Genomic DNA, 20,343 nt, shown 5'->3' on the forward strand with positions numbered 1-20,343 from the left:
GCTGCTGCGCTCGAACCGCGGCTCAATCGTTCTTGTCCACGTTCCAGAACATCGGCGTCGCCGGGCCGTCGATCACGCCGGTGAGCGATTTGCGCCATGCGCTCGGCGCCTGGAACTGGCCGAGCGGGACGTAGATCACCTGATCGTAGGCCTCCTTCTGGATATCGAGGGCAATCTTCTTCTGCTGTTCCGGCGAGGTGGCGCGGGCAAAAGCGTCCCGCAGCTGCTCGAGCTTGGGGTCCTCGGACCAGCCGAACCAGCCGCCCTCCTTGCCCTTGCCGACCATCGCGCCATTGACGAGGGGGTTCATCGAGTCGGCGGCGCCCTGGTAGGTAAAGAACATGTTCCAGCCGCCTTCCTTCGGGGATTTCTGGTTGGCGCGGCGGGTGACCACGGTCTGCCAGTCCATCGCCTGAAGATCGACCTTGAAGCCGGCCTCGCGCAACAGCTGCGCGGCCATGACGGGCTGCGCTTTCAGCAGGATCTGGTCGGTCGGCGCCAGGATCACCACGGGCGTGCCATCATAGCCGGCCTCGGCCAACGCCTTCTTGGCGTCCGCCATGCCGTTGCCCTTGATCAGGGTCTCGCCGCCGGCATCGCTGGCCAGCGGCGTATCGCAGATGAAGAATGCGCCGCAGAGCTTGTAGTATTTGGGATTGCCGATCTGGGCGTCGAGAATGTCTTTCTGATTGAGCGCGAGCAACGCGGCGCGGCGGATCTTCACATTGTCGAACGGCGGATGCAGGAAGTTCATCCGGCCGAACGATTGGAAGCCGAATTTATTCAGGATCGTCACGTTGATGTCCGGATTGGACTCGAGCACGGGCAGCAGGTCGAATGGCGGCGTTTCGACGAAATCGACATCACCGGATTGCAGCGCGTTGAGCGCGGTCTGCGCGTCCGGCATCGTCAGCCATTCGACACGGTCGACCTTGACCACCTTGCCACCCGATGTCCATTCGGCCGGCTCCTTGCGCGGAACGTAGTCGGTGTTCTTGTCGTAGACCGCTTTCACGCCGGGCTGGAATTCGGCGGCCACGAATCTGAACGGGCCGGAGCCGATCTGCTCCGGAATCTGCTTGGTGATCGGGGTCTCCGCGAGCCGTTTGGGCATCATGAAAGCGCAGATCGACGATGGCTTGGCGATCGTCTCCAGTACGAGGCCATAAGGCTCCTTCAGCTTGAGGACGATCGTTTTGGTGTCTGCGGCTTCGATGCCGGCCGTGAAGTCCACCAGCTTGCGCGCCATGCCGTCGACGCTCGTGCCCCAGCGCTTCAGCGAGGCGACGCAATCCTCCGCCGTCACCGGCGCGCCGTCATGCCACTTCAAGCCGTCGCGCAGGGTGAAGGTGTAGGTCAGCTTGTCTGCGGATACGGTCCAGTCGGCCATTTGCGGCCGCACCTTGAAGCTGGAATCGATGCCGAGCAGCGTATCGTAGACCATGTAGCCATGGTCGCGGGTGATGATGGCCGTCGTGAAGCCCGGATCGGTGATGCGAAGGTCCGATTGCATCACCGCAATCAGGATCTTCTTTGCGCTCGCCGCAGATGCCACCGACGTCCAGGCCGCAGGAAGTGCCGATGGTGCAACAGCCGCAAACTGAAGCAGTTTCCGTCGCGAGACGTGAACCATTCGCAATTCTCCCGAGCTGAGGCAAACAAGACCAGATGGCGGCTGCCGACGACGGGCAGCGTATGGCGGGGAGCCACGCGTGACAAGCAGGTTGTGATCGGAGGGCGCGGTTGCGCCACCCTACGGCGACCTGATTATAAGGATCTGGCGATCAACAGCTTCATGATCTCGTTGGTGCCGCCATAGATCTTCTGGATCCGTGAATCGATGAAGATGCGGGAGATCGGGTATTCCTGCATGTAGCCGTAGCCGCCGAACAGTTGCAGACATTCGTCGGCGGTCTGGACCTGCTTGTCCGAGCACCAGTATTTCGCCATCGAGGCCGTGACGGTGTCGAGGTCTTTTGCGACCAGACGCTCGATGCACCAGTCGACGAAGACGCGCGCGATCATGGCTTCGGTCTTGCGCTCGGCGAGCGTGAAGGCGGTGTTCTGGAAATCCATCAGCGGCTTGCCGAAGGCTTTGCGCTCCTTGGTGTACTCGGTGGTGAGCTTGACCGCGCGCTCCATCGAGGCGACGGCACCGACCGCCAGCGCGAGGCGCTCCTGCGGCAATTGCTGCATCAGCTGGACAAAACCCTGGCCTTCCTCGCCGCCGATCAGGTTTTCCGGCGGCACCGTCACGTTGTCGAAGAACAGCTCGGAGGTGTCGGAGGCGTGCAGGCCGATCTTGTCGAGATTGCGCCCGCGCTTGTAACCATCCGCGCCCGATGTCTCGACCACGATCAGGGAAATGCCCTTGGCGCCGACGTCGCCGGTGCGCGCGACGACGATAACGAGATCGGCAGCCTGGCCGTTGGTGATAAAAGTCTTCTGGCCGTTGATGACGTAGGAATTGCCCTGCTTCTTCGCGGTGGTCTTGACCGCTTGCAGGTCCGAGCCGGTTCCGGGCTCGGTCATGGCGATGGCGCCGACCATCTCGCCCGAGGCCATCTTTGGCAGCCAGCGCTTCTTCTGTTCCTCCGAGCCGTAGTTGAGGATGTAGTGCGCGACGATGGCGCTGTGTACGGAGACGCCGGTCGTCAGCTCTGGCACCGTGCTTTCGAGATCATCGAGCACGGCGGCGTCATAGGCGAAGGTTGCACCGAGTCCGCCATATTCTTCCGGCACGCTCGCCAGCAGCGCGCCCATCTCGCCGAGCCCGCGCCAGGCGAAGCGGTCGACCATCTTCTGCTCGCGCCATTTCTCGGCATGCGGCGCCAGGTCCTTGGCGAGATATTTGCGGAACTGGTCGCGGAAGACATCGAGCTCTTCGGTCATCCAGGAGGAGCGGTAGGACATGATTACCTCGGTTGATGCGGCTTGCTGGCTTGGTAAGCCGGGGCGCCGCGGCAATTATTGTGTTTTCAGGCTGCGCCGGTGGCGCTACCTAGGCGGCCGTAGCAGCGTCTGTCGGGATGGTTGATTGTGGCTGTCAAAACTCAGGAGCTCAAGCTCGACGTCGCACGCATAGGCGCAGTCTCCGCGATCCTGATGCAGCCGGGTCATGCGCGCGCCTGCTACGTTCTGGCGCACGGCGCCGGTGCGGGGATGCGGCACGCGTCGATGGACAGGATCGCGGAGGGCCTCGCCGATCGCAGCATCGCGACGCTCCGCTTCAATTTTCCCTACATGGACAACAGGCAGGGGCGTCCCGACCAGCCGGCGGTCGCGCATGCCACGATCCGCGCGGCGGTCGAGGAAGCGGCGCGGCGTTGTCCCGGGCTCAAGCTCGTGGCGGGCGGAAAATCGTTCGGCGGGCGCATGACATCGCAGGCACAGTCCAAGGCTGCGCTGCCCGGCGTCAAAGGGCTCGCCTTCCTCGGCTTTCCCCTGCATGCCGACAAAAAGCCGTCGACGGAGCGCGCAGAACATCTCGCCCATGTCGAGATCCCCATGCTGTTCCTGCAAGGCACGCGCGACGGGCTCGCCGACCTGCACTACCTCAAGCCCGTGATCGCGGAGCTTGAGGCGAAGGCGACGCTGCACGAGATCGCCGGCGGCGATCATTCCTTCGCGGTGCTGAAGAAGTCCGGCCGCAGCAACGAGGAGGTGCTGACTGAGGTGCTCGACACGCTCGCAGCCTGGATCGACCAGATCGCCTGAAGCTCAGGCGGAGTAGAGCCCCTTGTCGCGCGCCTTCTGGATCGCGAGCGCGGCGATCAGGTCGAGAGTCGGCGTCGACAGGCCAGCGGTGCGTGCAAAGGCGGCGGGCGCCTTGACGAGCACGTCGATTTCCATGGCGCGGCCGAGCTCGTAGTCTTGCAGCAGCGACGGCTTGTGGTTGGGGGCGGGGCCGCTGCGGGTGACGCGCTTGACCTCGGGGATGAAGTGCTGGGCGATATCGTTGGCCTCGTTCAGCATGCGCGGGATGACCTCGGCGAAGGCCGGGTCGTCGCGCACGCCGCGCGCGGTCTGGCCCGTGAGCAGGCACAGCACCGACAGCGACATGTTGGTCAGCAGCTTTGACCAGATCGCCTCGCGGATCTCGGCGACCGGCGGCGATTCCAGCCGCGCCTCGTTGAGAACACCGCGCAGCTTCGCGATGCGCTCGCAATTGCGGTCGTCGCACTCGCCGATCAGGACGCGGTTGCGATCGGGCGTCAGGTTCTGCACCACGCCGGGCGCGATCACCTCGTTGGACGAGAAGACCACCCCGCCGATGATCCGCTCCTTCGGGATACACGCGCGCAACCGGCCGCCCGGGTCGAGGAACGAAATGTCCGGCGGCGTGGGATGCCGCGGCGGCAGGCCGATACCGTACCACCAGGGAATGCCGTTTTGCGCGAACACGATCGCGGTGTCGTCCTGGAGCAGCGGCTTGATGCTGGAGACCATCCCCTGAAGCCCGGTTGCCTTCAGCGTTGAGATCACCACATCCTGCGGGCCGAGCTGGGCCGGGTCACCGGAGGCGTTCACCTTGGCCGAGACCTCGGAATCGCCCACGCGCAGCTTGAGCCCGCCCGCGCGCACGGCTTCGAGATGGGCGCCACGCATCACGCATGAGACCTCGTGGCCGGCGCGCGCGAGCCTGACCGCAAGATGGCTTCCGACGGCGCCCGAGCCGAAAATGCAGATGCGCATAGATATGTCCCGTCTCTGATCTCTGGTCGTCGCCCGGCGCCACCACCATGACACAAGCCGCCATGCGATGGGCGCGACCGCCCCACGCCGGAAAGATATGGATCGGGGTATGTCGCCTCGTCCATAGTGCGCGTCAACCAATACGACCGGAGGATCGCCGATGACTGCCAGTCCCGTCTTGTGGACCCTCAATGAGCGTGGGGTTGCGACCGTCACGTTGAACCGGCCGGAGGTCAATAACGCCTATGACGGTGCACTCATCGACGGCGTGCTCGCGGCCATGGACGAGCTCGGCCAAAAGCCCAATCTCCGCGTCGTCGTGCTCAGGGGCAACGGCAAGCATTTTCAGGCCGGCGCCGACCTCAAATGGATCAACAGCGTGCGGCCGCAGTCGACGGAGGCCAACGAAGCCGCGTCCCGGGCGACCTTCGAGGCCGTACAGCGGCTCAACACGTTGCCGATCCCGACCGTGGCACTGGTGCAGGGCGGCTGCTTCGGCGGCGGCACCGGCGTGATCGCGGCGTGCGACGTCGTGATCGCGGCGGACAATTCCCTGTTCTCGATCACCGAGGTGCGCTGGGGCCTGACGGCGGCCATCATCATCCCGCAGCTCTGCGACGCCATAAGTGTACGGCAAGTCCGCCGTTACGCGCTGACCGGCGAACGCTTCGGTGCCGAGGATGCCCGCCGCATCGGGCTCGTGCATGAGGTCGTGCCGCTTGCCGAACTCGAAGCCGCCGGCGCGAAGGTGGTCGAGCAGCTGCTCGCCAATGGCCCGGAGGCGATGGCCGAGACCAAGCGGCTGGCGCTGGAGAGCTCGTTCGGGGGAATGGCGGTGGACGACGCCGCCTACACGCGGCTCGTGCACTTGCATTCGCTCAAGCGCCAGAGCGCCGAGGCGGCGGAAGGGCTGGCGTCGTTTGCCGAGAAGCGGGCGGCGAATTGGGGCGGCGGGAAAGGCTAAGCGTTGCCTGCTCAGCAGATGCTGTAACTGTAGCCCGGACGGAGCGCAGCGAAATCCGGGGCTGGCGTCCCCGCATTGCGCTGCGCTCCATGCGGGCTAGGGTGCCCTTCACAGCGACGGCGCGAGCGACGTTTTCAGCAGAGTCAGCAGCGCCTGCACCGCGGCGGCATTGCGTCGGCGTTCGGGAATCGCGGCCTTCACCCACAATTCCGGTATCGGAAAGTCGCGCAGAACAGGCTTGAGCGTGCCGTCGCGCAAGGCATCTGCCACGAGATAATGCGACATCAGCGCAATGCCGTTGCCGGCGATCGCGCTGCGCGCCAGCACGTGTCCTTCATTGGAGGACAACAGCGGACTGACCTGGATGCTGATGCGGCCGCGTGGTCCGTCAAAGATCCACTCGGGCCCTGTCGGCAGAAAGCTGAGGCAGCGGTGTTCGACGAGATCGCGCGGATGCTTTGGCGTGCCGTGTTTCTTCAAATAGGCTGGCGAGGCGCAGAGCAGCCGCTTCAGCACGCACAGCGGCTCGTCGACCACGCCGCCGAAGGAATGCGGGAAGGCGCCGATGGCGATGTCAAAGCCTTCGGTGACGGGATCGACCGGGCGATCGATCAGCACGATCTCGAGTTTTAGTCGCGGGTTCTGGGTCTGGAACGCGCTGAAGGCGTCGGCGAGGCGCGCCACCGTCAGCGAGGTCGGCGCCTTGATGCGGAGGTGATCGACGAGATCGTGGCCCTTCTCGCCCATGCGCGAAAGCAGATCGGTGGCGTCAGTCACGACGCCGCGGGCGCGATGTACGTAGCGCTGGCCGGCGTCGGTCAGCCGCAATTGCCGGGTCGAGCGGTGAAACAACGGCGCGCCGATCCGCGCCTCCAGCTGCGTGACGCGCTTGGCGACGACCGAGGTGGACACATTGAGCTTTCGCGCGGCAGCGGAGAATCCGGCCGCATCCGCCGTGGCGAGGAACGCCTGAAGGTTCACCAGAATGTCCATCTCGACCTTTCGCGATTCGAGAAAGCTGATCGCATATTTTGGTGGATTGTACCGCGAGGTGCGTTAATTCATAGTCCGGCCCAAGCAAGAGATGTTGGGAAGGGACGCGCATGCGGGCCACAATGATCGAAGAACCAGCGCGCCAGGTGCCGCTCTACGGCGAATATGAGGTCGTCGTGCTCGGCGGCGGCCCGGCCGGGATCGTGGCAGCGGCGTCAGCCGCGCGCGCGGGGCGCAAGACGCTGCTGATCGAGCGCTACGGTTTTCTCGGCGGCATGGGCACCGCCGCCGGCGTCACCAATTTCTGCGGCCTGCATGGCAACGTCTATGGCCAGGCCCATCGGCTGGTGCAGGGCATGGCGTCCGAGTTGCTGGCGCGGATCGACCATCTGAACGGCCTCAACGCGCCGCATCTGATCCTCGGCAAGGTCTTCGCCCAGGCCTACGACACCGCGGCCTACAAGATCGCGGCCGACGAACTCCTCGCAAGCCACAAGGTTCACATCCTCTTCCATGCGCTCGGCGCCGGTGTGGTGATGGGCGGCGATCGCCGTATCGATGCGCTGATGGTCGAGACCAAGGCTGGACGGCAGGCGGTGCGCGCCGAGATCTTCATCGACTGCTCCGGCGACGGCGACCTCGCGGTCTGGGCCGGCGCGCCGTTCGAAATTGGGGATGAACACGGCCATCCGATGTATCCGTCGATGATGCTGCGTCTCAACGGCATTGATCCCGAGCGGGCAGGTGATGCCTGGCGGACCATCCCGCAATTGATGGAAAAAGCGCTCGCGGCCGGCACCCACAAATTCCCCCGCAAGAGCGCGATCGTGCGGCCGCAAAAATCCGGCATCGAATGGCGGGTGAACTTTACGCAAGTGGCGCGTGAGGATGGCCACGCCATCAACGGCGTCGAGCCCGACGATCTCACCCGCGGCGAGATCGAGGGCCGCAAGCAGGCGCTCGCGGCGTTCGAATTCCTGCGCACCGTGCCGGGCTTTGAAAAATCCTACATCGTCGACCTGCCGCCGCAGCTCGGCATTCGCGAGACTCGGCGCATCAAGGGCGGCTATCAGCTCAGCGGCGAGGACGTGCTGACTTGCGCCTCGTTCGAGGATTCCATCGGGGTCAACGGCTGGCCGATCGAGGCCCATGTTCCCGGCGATGTCGTCTTCACGTTTCCGCCAATCCCGGAATCGCGCGGCTACAACGAGCTGTCCTACCGGATGCTGGTGCCCGAGGGCGTCGACAATCTCCTGGTCGCCGGCCGCTGTGCATCGATGACCCATGAGGGCCAGTCGGCAGCGCGGGTCTCCGGTGCCTGTTTCGTGATGGGGGAGGCCGCCGGTTCCGCCGCCGCGCTGGCGCTGTCCGGAAACCGGATCCCTCGCGAAATCCCGGTTGATAAATTGCAGGAAACGTTGAAACAACAGGGCGCCTTCATCGGGCGGGAGCAGTCGGTGCCCGAGGGCCTGTAACAGACGGCAAGAACGACTTAGAGAACGACTTAGAGAACGACCAGAGAAATACGAGAGGAAACGGGATGATCGGGATTGCGCGGCTCGCGCTTGCGGGTGTGCTTGCGGGTGTCTTGGCGATCATGGCGATGGGCACGGCCCGGGCCGAGGACACGTTCAAGGCGAGGGTCGGCGTGCTCCGCCTGTCGTCGTCGGCGCCGGTCTTCATCGCGCAGGACAAGGGCTATTTTCGCGAGGCGGGCCTCGACGTCGAGCTGAAATTCTTTGACGCCGCACAGCCGATCGCGGTCGCCACCACCTCGGGCGACGTCGATTTCGGTATCACGGCCTTTACTGCCGGCCTCTACAATCTCGCCGGCAAGGGCGTGCTGAAGGTGATCGGCGGCATGAGCCGCGAGAAGGCTGGCTATCCCCTGATCGGCTATTTCGCCAGCAACAACGCCTACGCCGCCGGGCTGAAGACGCCCAAGGATCTCGCGGGCAAGCGCATCGCGGTGACCCAGGTCGGCTCGAGCTTCCATTATTCGCTCGGCCTGCTCGCCGACAAATATGGCTTCAAGCTGGCGGACGTGAAGATCATCCCGCTGCAATCGCTGTCGAATGCAGCCGCCGCGCTCAAGGGCGAAACCGTCGATGCGGCGCTGCTGCCGATCTCGACCGCGCGAAAGCTGATGGACGACGGCGGCGCAAAATTCCTGGGCTGGGTCGGGGACGAGACGCCCTGGCAATTGGGCGCGGTATTCGCCTCGCCGAAGACGCTGACCAACAAGGTGCTGGTGACAAAACTGCTCGGCGCGCTCGCCAGGGCCGACCGCGAATATCACGACGTCATTCTCGCCGCGATGAAAGACGGCAAAGCCCCGATCAACGAGCAGACAAAGCCATTGCTTGAGATCATCGCGAAATACACCAATTTGCCGGTCGAGCAGGTTGTCGGCAACTGCGCCTATGTCGACCCAGAGGGCAAGCTCGACGTGAAGAACGTCGACAACCAGATCAGATGGCTGCAAGAGCAGGGCTTTGCCGACAAGGGCTTTGACGCGAATACGATTATCGCCAAGGATTTTGTGAAGGCGGATTGATGTGTTCGATGTCGTCCCGGCCTAGTGCGCAATTGCGCACGGGCGGCCGGGACCCATACGCCGAATGGGAGTTGTGACGCAAAATGGTCATTGCCTGTCTTCGCCAAATTCAACTCGGTGGTTATGGGTCCCGGCCTGCGCCGGGACGACGGCGGTGAAATGGACCTGATCGCCAACCACATCTCCCACCATTTCGGCGATCTCGCCGTGCTCGACGACATCTCCTTCACGGTCAGCGCCGGCGAAGTCGTGGCCATCGTCGGTCCTTCGGGTTGTGGCAAGAGCACGCTGCTGTCGATCCTCGGCGGGCTGCTGCAGCCGGCATCTGGCGCGCCCGAGTTGCGCGGCGCACCGCCTGCGGATAGCCTCAATCCGCTGACCTTCGTATTCCAGGATTTTGCATTGCTGCCCTGGGCGACGGTCGAGGAGAACGTCGAATTCCCACTGCTGCACACCCAGCTTTCAGCAACCCAGCGCCGCGCGCAGGTCGATGATGCCCTGCGCCGCACCGGGCTGACCGATTTTCGCCAGACGTATCCAAAACAGCTCTCCGGCGGCATGCGCCAGCGCGTCGGCATTTCGCGCGCGCTTGCGGTCAGGCCCGCCATTCTCCTGATGGACGAACCGCTCTCGGCGCTGGATTCGCAGACCCGCGAGCTCTTGATGGAGGACTTCGTCCGCCTGCTTGCCGATGGCGGCATGGGCGCGGTCTATGTCACGCACAATCTCGAAGAGGCGGCCCGGCTCGCCGATCGCATCGTCGTGTTGTCGCGTCGGCCCGGCCACATTCGAGAGGTCGTCACCGTGCCGATGACGCGTGCCGAACGCGGCGAAGCGGCGGCGCGCGAAAGACTGCTGGCGCTGCAGAACCAGATCTGGTCGCTGATCCGCAACGAGGCGATCGATGCCCAGCGCGAGGTTCAACATGCTTGATCGCGCGGGGACGGCTGCAAAGGACCAAACGACGCGGCGCGTCCGCTTCCGCGGCGCGGGCTTCGTGCCCGCGTCGAGCCGCTTCGGCGGCTGGATTGCGCTGGCGATCGTGATCGCGATCTGGCAGGCTGCTGGCAGCGCCAGGCTCGTCAATCCGCTGTTCCTGCCGGCACCCTCGGCGATCGTTCGGGCAACCTATGAGCTCGCCGTTTCCGGCGCGCTCTGGCAGCATCTGTCCGCCTCGCTGTTGCGCATCGGCGTCGGCTGGCTCTTGGGAACAGTGGCCGGCGTCGTCGTCGGCTTCGCCATCGGCCTGTCACGGCTCGCGCGCAGCGTCGGCATCACCTTCATCTCCGCGCTATTCCCGATCCCGAAGATCGCGCTGTTGCCGCTCCTGATCCTCTGGCTCGGCATCGGCGAAGAACCGAAGATCGCGACCATTGCGCTCGGGGTGTTCTTCTCGACCGCGATTTCGGTCTATAGCGGCGTCGATGCGGTGCCGCGCAACCTCATCCGCATGGCGCAAAGCTTCAACGTGCCCTTCGCCACCATCGTGCGCAAGGTGATCTGGCCGGGTGCGCTGCCCGCGATCCTTGCCGGCTTCCGGATCACGGCTTCGGTGGCGCTGCTGCTCGTCGTCAGCGCCGAGATGATCGGCGCGCAGTACGGCATCGGGGCGTTCGTACTTCAGGCCGGGAATCTGATGCAGACGGATCAGCTACTGGCGGGTGTGGTGATCCTGTCGGTGTTCGGATTGGTGGTGGGGCGGGTGATCAACTGGCTGGAGACGCGGCTGTTGCACTGGCGGTAGTGCAAATCTGCGCAGCCGTAGGGTGGGTTAGCCCCGCGGATTGCGCGTAGCGCAAACCGCTCGGCGTAACCCACCACCTTATTTCGACGCGGAGGAGTCGATGGTGGATTACGCCTTCGGCTAATCCACCCTACGAAACCGGCGCCTCACGCATTCCCGCGATCTTCCCGAAACAGATCCAGCTTCTGCTGCACCGGGCGGTCCGAGAAGCTGAACAGCACGGCATCCTCATCCCCCTCGTGCGTCACCCACTGCCAGCTCGGCACCACGAACAGATCGCGTGGGCCCCATTCGAAAACGGCATCGCCAATGCGGCTGCGGCCGCGGCCTTCGATCGGACAGAACACCGTCGCGTCCGTCGCGCGATATCGTGCGGTCTTGAAGCCCTTCGGCAGCAGCTGGATGAAATTACCGATGGTCGGCATCGCGAAATCGCCGGTCTCGGGGTTGCTGAACTTCAGCTTCAGCCCGTGACAGGCGTCCCACTCCTGGCTCGTCCTAGCCTTCTCCAGCGCCTCGCGGGTGTAGGCATAGGGATAGCTGAAGATCGGCGACGTCTTCGATGACCGCTTCGAATCGACCGGAAGCAGATTGTGGCCGTAGCGGGCAAAGCTGTCGCCGGCGGGTCTTGTGATCTTCTGCTGGTCTTCCTTCGATCCCTCTGCAAATGAGCAATCGAAGAACTGCACCAGTGGAATGTCGAGGCCGTCGAGCCAGAACATCGGCTCGCTGGTTTCGTTGGAATGATCGTGCCACGTCATCGACGGCGTGATGATGAAGTCACCGGGCTCCATTGCAGTGCGTTCGCCGTCCACCGCAGTGTGCGCGCCCCTGCCTTCGAGCACGAAGCGCAGCGCCGACTGGCTATGGCGATGTGCGGGGGCGACGTCGCCCGGCACCACCATCTGCACGCCGGCATAGAGCGAGGTCGTGATCTTCGACTGCCCGCGCAGGCCCGGGTTCTCCAGCACCAGCACGCGACGCTCGGCTTCCTTCGCCGTGATCAGCTTGCCGGCCTCCGTCATGTAGTCGCGGATGACATCGAACTTCCAGAGATGCGGCCGGCAGGCGCTCTTCGGCTCCGGCGTGATCAGGTCGCTCATGACCGTCCATAGCGCGGTGAGATTTTCGCCGTCGATCTTCTGGTAGAACGCCTCGCGTTCCGGCGTCTTGGTCACGGCTTCCATGGCGAGGCTCCCTTTCGTTTGTTGATTGACAGTATACTTACAGTCTAGGTAGCGTCAACGTCACGAACAACAAGAGGACGAGGGAGGGTTCCGATGAAGCTGCACGGCTATTTCCGCTCCAGCGCCGCCTATCGCGTGCGGATCGCGCTGAACCTCAAGGGCCTCGGCGCCGAGCACCTGCCGCATCATTTGCGCAAGGGCGAGCAATGCGCGCCGGCCTATCTCGCCATCAATCCGCAAGGCCTGGTGCCGGCGCTGGAGAATGATGCGGGGGCAGTGCTGACCCAGTCGGTCGCGATCATCGAATGGCTCGATGAGACCCATCCCAACCCGCCGCTGCTGCCGAGGGATGCGCTGCAGCGTGCCAAGGTGCGCGCGTTCGCGCTCGCGATCGCCTGCGACACCCACCCGGTGCAGAATTTGAAGGTGCTGGCGAGGCTCCGCGAGCTCGGGCTTGCCGAAGAGAAGGTCCAGGACTGGGCGGCCTGGGTCAATCGTGAGGGGCTGTCGGCCTGCGAGATGCTGATCAGGGACGACCCCGGGCCGTTCTGCTTCGGCGATGCGCCGACCTTGGCCGATCTCTGCCTGGTGCCGCAGCTCGCCAATGCGCGCCGCTTCGGTGTGGATGTCGCGGCCTATCCGCGTCTGCTGAAGGCGGAAGCCGCCGCCAAGGCGCATCCTGCGTTTGCCAACGCTGCACCCGAGAAGCAGCCCGATGCCGAGTAAGTCGGCCGCTCCGATCACGATCGACGCGGTCTATGCCGCGCCGGGCTATCTGTTCCGGCGCATGCAGCAGATCGCAGTCTCGATCTTCATGGAGGAGTGCAAGGCGTTCGATCTCACGCCGGTGCAATATGCCGCGCTGATCGCGATCCACACCCATCCCGGCATCGACGCGACGCGGCTGTCGGCCGTGATCGCTTTCGACCGCTCCACGCTCGGCAGTGTGATCGAGCGGCTGCAGGCCAAGGACTATATCGAGCGCAAGCCGGCGCCCGAGGACAAGCGGATCAAGCTACTCTATTTGACCAAGCCGGGCGCCGCGATCCTGCGCGAGATCATGCCGGTGGTCGAACGCGCCCAGGCGCGCATGCTGGAGCCGCTGAAGCCCACCGAGCGCAAGGCGCTGGTGGGGCTGTTGGTACAGCTCGTCGACCTCAACAATGAGGCCTCGCGCGTGCCGCTGCGTGCGGAGGACGCACTGGAGCACCTGGGGAAAGCAGGGTGAGGGGGAGCTGCACAGGCGCCTCATTCTCGGTGTCGTCCCGGCGAAGGCCGGGACCCATACCGCGTGATCCATCGATTTGCGGTCGGTAGGCGTACCGAACGGCGGGTCTTCGCCAAACTACTCCCTGTGGCTATGGGTCCCGGCCTTCGCCCTAGGGCATGCACATATCTGGTGCGGCGGATTGACTCAGGTCGAGGCGGGGGGATTTCAGAATCGGGAATTCGTGTGATTTCTATTGCGGCACTTCTGATCGAATGGAGGTGCCGCCATGTTGTCACGAATTGACTGGACGTTGGGCCGGTTCGGGGATCGTCGTCTCGATAAAGGGGGGCGGCGCTTGTCGGACGCATGGTTGCTGGCAAGAATGTCTGCCTGCGGCAGCTCTCCAGAGGGGACCGTAGCCTGGAGGTACGGTTCAACCGCTTTCTCGGCCACGACAAGGTGACAACAGAGCGGATCATCGAAAGCTGGAGTGAAAGCACGGTTGCAGCCGTCGAGGGGCGTCACGTTCTGGCGATCCAGGACACCAGTGAGATCCACTTCAACACCACGCCGCAACGCCGTCGCGGGCTGGGGGAGATCGGCCATGGCAATAGTCACGGCGTGCTGCTGCACCCATTGCTGGCGGTGGATGCAGACAATGGCACCTGCCTGGGGCTTTTGACCGGCGAGGTGTGGACGCGTGAGGGCCGTCGGACCCTCTCGCATGACAGCCGCGAGCTGTCAGACAAGGAATCGCAGCGCTGGAGTGCCACGGCTCTTGCAGCCAAGCCGCTGCTTGCGAGCGCCACAGGGGTGACCCTGCTTGGCGACCGTGAGAGCGACATCTTTGCTCTTTATGCCAGCGCGGCCGAGCATGGCTATCACGTCATCGCCCGCAGCATGCATGACCGCAAGCTGGCCGACTCGGCGGGTTTGTATGCGGCCATCGACGCCATGGTGCCGATAGAGCGGCGTACGATCCAATTGCCTGCGCGTGCGCAACGGCCGGCACGTCAGGCTGACCTCGAACTTCGCTTTGGTGCAATCGAACTGGCCCGGCCGCAAAGCAAGTTCCTGCGCGATTTGCCGAAGAGCCTGCATCTGGCCATCGTCGATGTCCGCGAGATCAATGCCGGCTCCGACGTCGAGCCACTACATTGGTGTCTTCTCACTTCTCATGAGGTCGCAGCTGCAGAGGGCGCCTGGCGCATCGTCGAATGGTACAAGCAGCGCTGGATCATCGAGCAGTTCTTCCGCGTTCTCAAGACACAAGGCCTCAAGCTTGAGGACAGCCAAATCGGTTCCGCCGACCGGCTCCTGAAGCTGGTGGCCATCGCTGCCAAAGCGGCTGTGATCACGATCCAGCTCCTACAAGCGCGTGACGGCAGCAAGCAGTCCGCCCACATCGCCTTCAACGCCAGCGAGATCGCAATGCTGGCCGCCCTGAACCGGCAGTACGAAGCCAAAAGTAAGCGGCTCAAGAACCCGTATCTGCCTGACAGCTTGCCTTGGGCCGCCTGGATCATTGGCCGCCTCGGCGGTTGGGATGGCTATCCATCTTCCAGGCCCCCGGGTCCCATCACCTTCAGAAACGGTCTCCAATACTTCCATGCCCTCGCAGCCGGATGGAGCCTCAGAGATATGTGCATGCCCTAGGGCCTTCGCCGGGACGACACGGAATGTGCGGCAAAAATCGGCCTCACATCCGCAACAACGCCTGCCGATCGATCTTCCCCGTGCCCGTCTTCGGCAGCTCGTCGATGAAGATCACCTCGCGCGGGTATTTGTAGGGAAGCAGCTTGCCCTTGACGTAGTCCTGCAGCCGCCGCGTCACCTCGCTCTGGTCAGCGGCACGGCTGTTCATCACCACGACCGCCTTTAGCGTCATGCGGCGATCCGGCAGCTCGGCGGCGAACACCGCGCATTCGCGGATGTCGGGGTGATCGGCGAGGCACAGCTCGACCTCAAGCGGGTAGACCCACTGGCCCGAGATCTTGATGAGATCGTCGGCACGGCCGCGGAAGAAGTGAAAACCGTCGCTGTCGCGGACAAAGCGGTCGCCGGTGTAGATCCAGCCGCCTTCCCGGATGGTCTCGGCGGATTTATCCGGGCGGTTCCAGTACAGCGGCGTGTTGGAATCGCCGCGCACCCACAAGATGCCTTCCTCGTTGTCGCCGACGTCGTTTCCGTCCTTGTCGCGCAGTACAACCTCGTAGCCGGGAACGCGCAAGCCTGCGGCACCGAGCTTCTTATGCTCGGGACGGTTGGACAAATAGATGTGCAGCACCTCGGTCGAGCCGAGGCCTTCGACGATCTCCAGGCCGGTGAGTGTCTTCCAGCCGTGGAACACGTCAGCCGAGAGCACTTCGGCGGCGGAGAGCGCCATGCGCAGCGACGAGAAGTTCGTCAGTTTCGCGCCCTCGGCCTTGGTCAGCGATGTGTACAGCGTCGGCAGGCCAAAGAAGACCGTCGGCTTGTACTGTTCGATCGCAGCGAAGATTCCAGCGGGCTTCGGCTGGCCGGCCAGAAGCAGTGTCGCCGCACCCGCCGAGAACGGGAAGGTAACGGAGTTGCCAAAGCCATAGGCGAAGAAGATTTTCGGTACCGAGAAGCAGATGTCGTCCGGCGTCAGCTTCAGCACGTTCTGCGCAAAGGCGACTTCGCTGTAAGCCATGTCGTGCTGGAGATGCACGATGCCCTTCGGGCGGCCGGTCGAGCCGGAGGAGTACATCCAGAACGCCATCTCATTGCGATGGGTCGGGGCTTCAGCCAAGTCGGCCGGGAATTGCGGGAGCCAGTCCGCGGCGGCCATCGCCTTCGGTGCGGCCTGATCGGCCACCGCGCCATTGACGACGATCAGCGTATGCAGGCTCGTGTCCTTGCAGGCCTCCGCATTGAATCGCGCGCAGAACTCGGCGTCCGCGACCGCAACGGCCGCGCCGGAATCGGCGAGATAGAATTGCAGCAGGTCCGGCGGCGTCAGCGTGTTGATCAGGAGCGGCACCAAACCCGCCCGCACCGCACCGAAGAAGGCGGCCGGGTAGGCCGGGGTGTCGTCGAGGAACAGCAGCACGCGGTCGCCGCGTTTCATTCCGAGCGATGCAAAACCGTTGCCCCAGCGGCAGGCGTCGGCGCAGAGTTCGGCGTAGGTGCGCGTGCCCGCCGGGCCAATGAGGGCGAGCTTATTGCCGCGACTTTTGGCGAGGTTGTCGAACAGCACGCGACTTGCGTTGTAGCTTTCCGGAACGGCAAAGCCGATCTCGTGGGCGCCCGCGCAGTCGGAGGGCACCTGGTCGCGAATCTCGTTGCTCATGCCTCAGCCCCGCCGTTCTTCTCGGCCTCGTAGCGCGCCATGAAGGCCGGCGACATCGCCCGTAGGCGGGAATCGTCGATGCGGCCGGAGCGGGTGATGTAGCTATAGGCAAAGTCCATCAGGCCGAGCTGCATGTGTTGGGCAAAGTGCTCGTACCAGAAGGCGCTGGTGCGCGCGGCATTGACGAGCTTCTGCACCACCGGCTTTCGCGCGGCCTGGTAGCGATGCAGCGCGGTCGTCAGATGCGCATCCGATTCCAGCGCCTTGACCAGCGCGATCGCGTCCTCGATCGCAAGCCGCGTGCCCGAGCCGATCGAGAAATGCGCCGAGTGCAGGGCATCGCCCATCAACACCATGTTCTTGAAGGACCAGTGCTCGTTCCAGACCCATGGAAAATTGCGCCAGACCGATTTGTTGGAGACCAGGCAGTGCCCGCCGAGCGTGTCGGCGAACACCTCCTCGCAGACTCCTTTGGACTGCTCGACGTCCTTGTAGGCGAAGCCATAGGCCTGCCAGGTGGCGTGGTCGCATTCGATCAGGAAGGTGCTCATGGTCGGCGAATAGCGATAATGGTGCGCGTTGAAGGCGCCGCGGTCGGTCTTCACAAAGGTTTGCGACAGCGTGTCGAAGCGCTTCGAGGTGCCGTACCAGACGAATTTGTTGGAGGAATAGGACAGCGAGGTGCCGAAATCGCCTTCGTAGGCGCGGCGCACCAGTGAATTCAGTCCGTCGGCGGCGACGATGAGATCGTGGCCGTTGAGCTGGTCGATGGCGTGGATCTGCGTGTCGAAGCGCGGCGTGACGCCAACATCGAGTGCGCGCTGCTGGAGGAACTGCAACAGCTCAAGCCGGCCGATCGAGGAGAAGCCGACGCCGTCGAGGGCGACGCTGTCGCCATGCAGGTTCAGCGTGATGTTCTCCCAGCTCTCCAGATGCGGCGCAATCGCGTCGACCGTCTCGGGGTCGTCGGCGCGCAGGAACTCCAGAGCCTGGTCGGAGAACACGACGCCAAAACCCCAGGTCGCGTCGGCCGGGTTCTGTTCGAACAGGTCGACCTGATCCTCGGGGTGACGCTTCTTCCAGAGATGGGCGAAGTAGAGCCCACCGGGGCCCCCGCCAATCACGGCGATCCGCAAATTCTGCCTCCCTAATTGACAGTATACTTACTATCTCAGGGTAGACTAATGGGCTCCGGCCTGCCGCGCCAGCGGAAATATCGGCATGGCGAGACACACCAAAGCTCGCTCCCGGACACGCGTTCGGCGCGTGCCCCCGAAGCAGTCATGTGCGAAGCATAGCCAAACCGTGTCGGCTTGGCCATCCGCGCCGTCAGACGCAGCGCTTCACGTAGACCCCGTTCACCAGCACTCTGGTACAGCGGACCACCGGAACCGGCGTGCGGACCACCACGGCGGCATTCCGCCCGGCGCAGCCGGCGCGATAGACGCCGCGGGCGCACACCACCGCATTGGCATCAGAGGCCTCGAAGGTCATGGTCGCCGCGAAGGCGAGGAGCGCGGAAGCGATGAGCAGGAATGAACGCATGTCTTTCTCCCGGTCTTGTCGTGATTGAAATCGGATATCGGCAAAAGATTAGTCTCGGCAGGTGCGCGAAAATTCATTCGCGCGCCTTCACGTGTCGATGACGCGTGAGCCGCGTGCGCCCTACCGCGCCGCGAATGGCGCAAGCACGTCCCTGCAGCCGGGCGACAGCGACGCCGCGTTGCTGGCGATGCACTGCACGATGCGGCCGCCGCCGGGCTCGACGCCGGCGCACAGGGTGCGGATATCGGCGCCGCAGGCCGATCGGATGATGAACAGCTCTTCGCGCGGCCGCAGCGGGCGCAGAACGATCACGGAGGGCGCGGCCGCCGGTGCCGCTGCCGCGGCAGGCGCGGCGGCTGCGGCACCGCCGCCCGACGCGGCGTTCACGGCTTTCGCGCAGGCAGCCGACACCCTGGCCTTGTTCTTCTCCAGACATTCGAGCGCGGGCGCGCCGCCCGGCGGGACGCTGGCACAAACTTTTGGATAGTCGGAGCGGCAGGCACTCTTGATGGCTGAGACCTGTGCGCTGCTCGGCTGCTTTGCCGCCGCCGCTTTCGGGGCAGCTGCGGCTGCCGGCTTCGCCGCGGGTTCGGCGGCCGGCGCTGCCTCGGTCTTTGCAGGTTCAGATTTGGCCGGTTCAGATTTGGCGGGCGCCGCTTCGCTCTTCGGGGCTGCGGCCGGCTCGACTGCGCGAACCGCGGTCTGGCATCCTGACGACAGGCTCGACATGTTCTTCTGGAGACATTGATACGCTTCCACGCCGCCGGGCGTCACGCTCGAGCAATGCACCATGAAATCCGAGCGGCATGCGGAGCGGATGGCGCCCTTCTGAGCCTCGGTCGGTGCTTGCGCGAATGCGTTTGCTGCAGTTGCGAAGAGTGCTGCTGCAAGCAACGCGTGACGCGTTGATGCATGTTTCAACGTGTTGAACATCTGACCGAATTCCTGCCCTGTCGGTAACGCCGACGCATTATTAAAAGTGATGCTAGCAATCGTCGCGGCTGATGCCGCATGCGGCATCATTGGCCGCCGCGGCCTCAACCGCAAGTAGATATTACCTTTGCAATTGCGACGTAACTACGTCGTCAGAGCTTGACCATCCGTTTGCCCCGGTTCTCGCCTGCAAGCAATCCGATCAGCGCTTTCGGCGTGTTCTGCAATCCGTCGATGATGTCTTCCTGCACTTTCAGTTTGCCCGAATTGACCCAGGCCTGGAGATCGGCGAGCGCGCGCTGACTGTCCTTCATGTAGTCCATCACGATGAAGCCTTGCATCACGAGCCGCTTCACCACGATCAGGCCGGGCACGCCGCGCGGGCCGTGCGCCGACGGCGCGCCGTCATATTGCGAGATCGCACCGCAGCAGGCGATGCGGCCGTAATTGTTCATCTGCGGAATGCAGGCTTCGAGAATATCGCCGCCGACATTGTCGAAATAGACGTCGATGCCCTTGGGCGCGGCCGCGCGGAGCGCCTTGAACGTCGCGCCGTCCTTGTAGTCGACAGCCGCATCGAAGCCGAGCTCCGAGGTCAGCCAGTTGCACTTGTCCGCGCCGCCGGCGATGCCGATCACGCGGCATCCCTTGATTTTGGCGATCTGTCCGACGATGGAGCCGACCGAGCCCGCGGCCGCCGAAACCACGACTGTCTCGCCTTCCTTGGGCTTGCCGATCTCCAGCAGGCCGAAATAGGCGGTGAGGCCGGCGATCCCGAACACGCTGAGCAGGTGCGTCATCGGCTCGAGCTTCGGCATTTTCGTGAGATGCTTCGCCGGCACCGCGGCGTAGTCCTGCCAGCCGGTGTCGCCGAACACGATGTCGCCGACCGCAAGCCCCGGCGCCTTCGAGCTGATGACCTCGGCGATGCCGCCGCCCGCCATCACGCTGTTGGCCTCGACGGCGGAACGATAGGTGGCGCCGTGCATCCAGGCGCGGTTGGCGGCGTCAAGCGAGATGTAGCGCACGCGCAGCAAGGCCTCGCCATCTTTCGGTTCTGGTATCCCAGCCTCGACCATCTTGAAATGCTCGGGACCGAGCTTGCCGCTCGGCTTTTCCACCAGAAGAATCTGACGATTGACGCTGGCACTCATGGCGTTTCCCCTTCGCTTATTTGACGATTATTGATGCAGCCGCCGCAA

At 64.1% G+C, this 20,343-nt stretch carries 19 protein-coding genes; 9 read left to right on the top strand and 10 right to left on the bottom strand.

What is annotated here, in order from left to right; all coding sequences use genetic code 11:
• Window positions 1-22: 22 nt before the first annotated feature.
• Together JJE66_RS12610 and JJE66_RS12615 are read right to left on the bottom strand one after the other, a co-directional pair.
• On the bottom strand, window positions 23-1,633 hold the full coding sequence (locus tag JJE66_RS12610; RefSeq protein WP_200514580.1) for an ABC transporter substrate-binding protein: 1,611 nt from the start codon (window positions 1,631-1,633) through the stop codon (window positions 23-25).
• A gap of 134 nt (window positions 1,634-1,767) precedes the next feature.
• Window positions 1,768-2,913, bottom strand: a complete 1,146-nt coding sequence (locus JJE66_RS12615) for an acyl-CoA dehydrogenase family protein (protein WP_200514581.1) — start codon at window positions 2,911-2,913, stop codon at window positions 1,768-1,770.
• Window positions 2,914-3,039: 126 nt separating this feature from the next.
• On the opposite strand from JJE66_RS12615, the gene JJE66_RS12620 reads away from it, so the two are divergent.
• Window positions 3,040-3,717, top strand: coding sequence for an alpha/beta family hydrolase (locus JJE66_RS12620; RefSeq protein WP_200514582.1), 678 nt, complete (start codon window positions 3,040-3,042; stop codon window positions 3,715-3,717).
• 3 nt (window positions 3,718-3,720) lie between these two features.
• On the opposite strand, the gene JJE66_RS12625 is transcribed toward JJE66_RS12620, so the two are convergent.
• A complete protein-coding gene (locus tag JJE66_RS12625) occupies window positions 3,721-4,695 on the bottom strand; it encodes a ketopantoate reductase family protein (RefSeq protein ID WP_200514583.1) in 975 nt (324 codons plus the stop codon).
• A gap of 160 nt (window positions 4,696-4,855) precedes the next feature.
• Here JJE66_RS12625 and JJE66_RS12630 point away from each other — a divergent pair, with 160 nt between their 5' ends.
• Window positions 4,856-5,659, top strand: coding sequence for an enoyl-CoA hydratase-related protein (locus JJE66_RS12630; RefSeq protein ID WP_200514584.1), 804 nt, complete (start codon window positions 4,856-4,858; stop codon window positions 5,657-5,659).
• A gap of 108 nt (window positions 5,660-5,767) precedes the next feature.
• Here the strand turns inward: JJE66_RS12630 and JJE66_RS12635 are convergent, their stop codons facing one another.
• Window positions 5,768-6,652 (bottom strand): LysR family transcriptional regulator, encoded by an 885-nt coding sequence (locus JJE66_RS12635; RefSeq protein WP_200514585.1) that lies wholly within the window; start codon window positions 6,650-6,652, stop codon window positions 5,768-5,770.
• Window positions 6,653-6,762: 110 nt separating this feature from the next.
• Between JJE66_RS12635 and JJE66_RS12640 the strand changes: the two genes are divergently transcribed.
• The 4 genes from JJE66_RS12640 (at window position 6,763) to JJE66_RS12655 (ending at window position 10,953) form a co-directional block, all read left to right on the top strand.
• A complete protein-coding gene (locus JJE66_RS12640; RefSeq protein WP_200514586.1) occupies window positions 6,763-8,127 on the top strand; it encodes an FAD-dependent oxidoreductase in 1,365 nt (454 codons plus the stop codon).
• A gap of 65 nt (window positions 8,128-8,192) precedes the next feature.
• Complete coding sequence (locus JJE66_RS12645) at window positions 8,193-9,209, top strand: ABC transporter substrate-binding protein (RefSeq protein ID WP_200514587.1); 1,017 nt, start codon at window positions 8,193-8,195, stop codon at window positions 9,207-9,209.
• A gap of 159 nt (window positions 9,210-9,368) precedes the next feature.
• A complete protein-coding gene (locus tag JJE66_RS12650; protein WP_200514588.1) occupies window positions 9,369-10,142 on the top strand; it encodes an ABC transporter ATP-binding protein in 774 nt (257 codons plus the stop codon).
• Window positions 10,135-10,953: an ABC transporter permease gene (locus JJE66_RS12655; RefSeq protein ID WP_200514589.1), complete on the top strand. Its 819-nt coding sequence runs from the start codon at window positions 10,135-10,137 to the stop codon at window positions 10,951-10,953. Before JJE66_RS12650 ends, JJE66_RS12655 begins: the two co-directional genes overlap by 8 nt.
• 146 nt (window positions 10,954-11,099) lie before the next feature.
• On the opposite strand, the gene gtdA is transcribed toward JJE66_RS12655, so the two are convergent.
• Window positions 11,100-12,140 (bottom strand): gentisate 1,2-dioxygenase, encoded by a 1,041-nt coding sequence (gene gtdA, locus JJE66_RS12660; RefSeq protein WP_200514590.1) that lies wholly within the window; start codon window positions 12,138-12,140, stop codon window positions 11,100-11,102.
• Between the two features lie 93 nt (window positions 12,141-12,233).
• On the opposite strand from gtdA, the gene maiA reads away from it, so the two are divergent.
• The 3 genes from maiA (at window position 12,234) to JJE66_RS12675 (ending at window position 15,006) form a co-directional block, all read left to right on the top strand.
• Window positions 12,234-12,866 (top strand): maleylacetoacetate isomerase, encoded by a 633-nt coding sequence (maiA, locus tag JJE66_RS12665; RefSeq protein ID WP_200514591.1) that lies wholly within the window; start codon window positions 12,234-12,236, stop codon window positions 12,864-12,866.
• Window positions 12,856-13,368: a MarR family winged helix-turn-helix transcriptional regulator gene (locus JJE66_RS12670; protein WP_200514592.1), complete on the top strand. Its 513-nt coding sequence runs from the start codon at window positions 12,856-12,858 to the stop codon at window positions 13,366-13,368. Before maiA ends, JJE66_RS12670 begins: the two co-directional genes overlap by 11 nt.
• Window positions 13,369-13,716: 348 nt before the next feature.
• Complete coding sequence (locus tag JJE66_RS12675; protein ID WP_200514464.1) at window positions 13,717-15,006, top strand: IS4 family transposase; 1,290 nt, start codon at window positions 13,717-13,719, stop codon at window positions 15,004-15,006.
• A gap of 43 nt (window positions 15,007-15,049) precedes the next feature.
• On the opposite strand, the gene JJE66_RS12680 is transcribed toward JJE66_RS12675, so the two are convergent.
• The 5 genes from JJE66_RS12680 to JJE66_RS12700 form a co-directional block, all read right to left on the bottom strand.
• Window positions 15,050-16,663, bottom strand: coding sequence for a benzoate-CoA ligase family protein (locus tag JJE66_RS12680; RefSeq protein ID WP_200514593.1), 1,614 nt, complete (start codon window positions 16,661-16,663; stop codon window positions 15,050-15,052).
• Complete coding sequence (locus JJE66_RS12685) at window positions 16,660-17,799, bottom strand: FAD-dependent monooxygenase (RefSeq protein WP_200514594.1); 1,140 nt, start codon at window positions 17,797-17,799, stop codon at window positions 16,660-16,662. The genes JJE66_RS12680 and JJE66_RS12685 overlap by 4 nt, the downstream gene beginning before the upstream one ends.
• A 193-nt stretch (window positions 17,800-17,992) precedes the next feature.
• Window positions 17,993-18,208: a hypothetical protein gene (locus JJE66_RS12690; protein WP_200514595.1), complete on the bottom strand. Its 216-nt coding sequence runs from the start codon at window positions 18,206-18,208 to the stop codon at window positions 17,993-17,995.
• 120 nt (window positions 18,209-18,328) lie between these two features.
• Window positions 18,329-19,141 carry a cysteine rich repeat-containing protein gene (locus tag JJE66_RS12695; RefSeq protein WP_200514596.1) on the bottom strand — a complete coding sequence of 271 codons (813 nt, stop codon included), beginning with the start codon at window positions 19,139-19,141 and terminating at the stop codon, window positions 18,329-18,331.
• Window positions 19,142-19,293: 152 nt separating this feature from the next.
• Window positions 19,294-20,295: an NADP-dependent oxidoreductase gene (locus tag JJE66_RS12700; RefSeq protein WP_200514597.1), complete on the bottom strand. Its 1,002-nt coding sequence runs from the start codon at window positions 20,293-20,295 to the stop codon at window positions 19,294-19,296.
• Window positions 20,296-20,343: the final 48 nt, after the last annotated feature.

The organism is Bradyrhizobium diazoefficiens (assembly GCF_016612535.1).
Classification (GTDB): domain Bacteria; phylum Pseudomonadota; class Alphaproteobacteria; order Rhizobiales; family Xanthobacteraceae; genus Bradyrhizobium; species Bradyrhizobium diazoefficiens_C.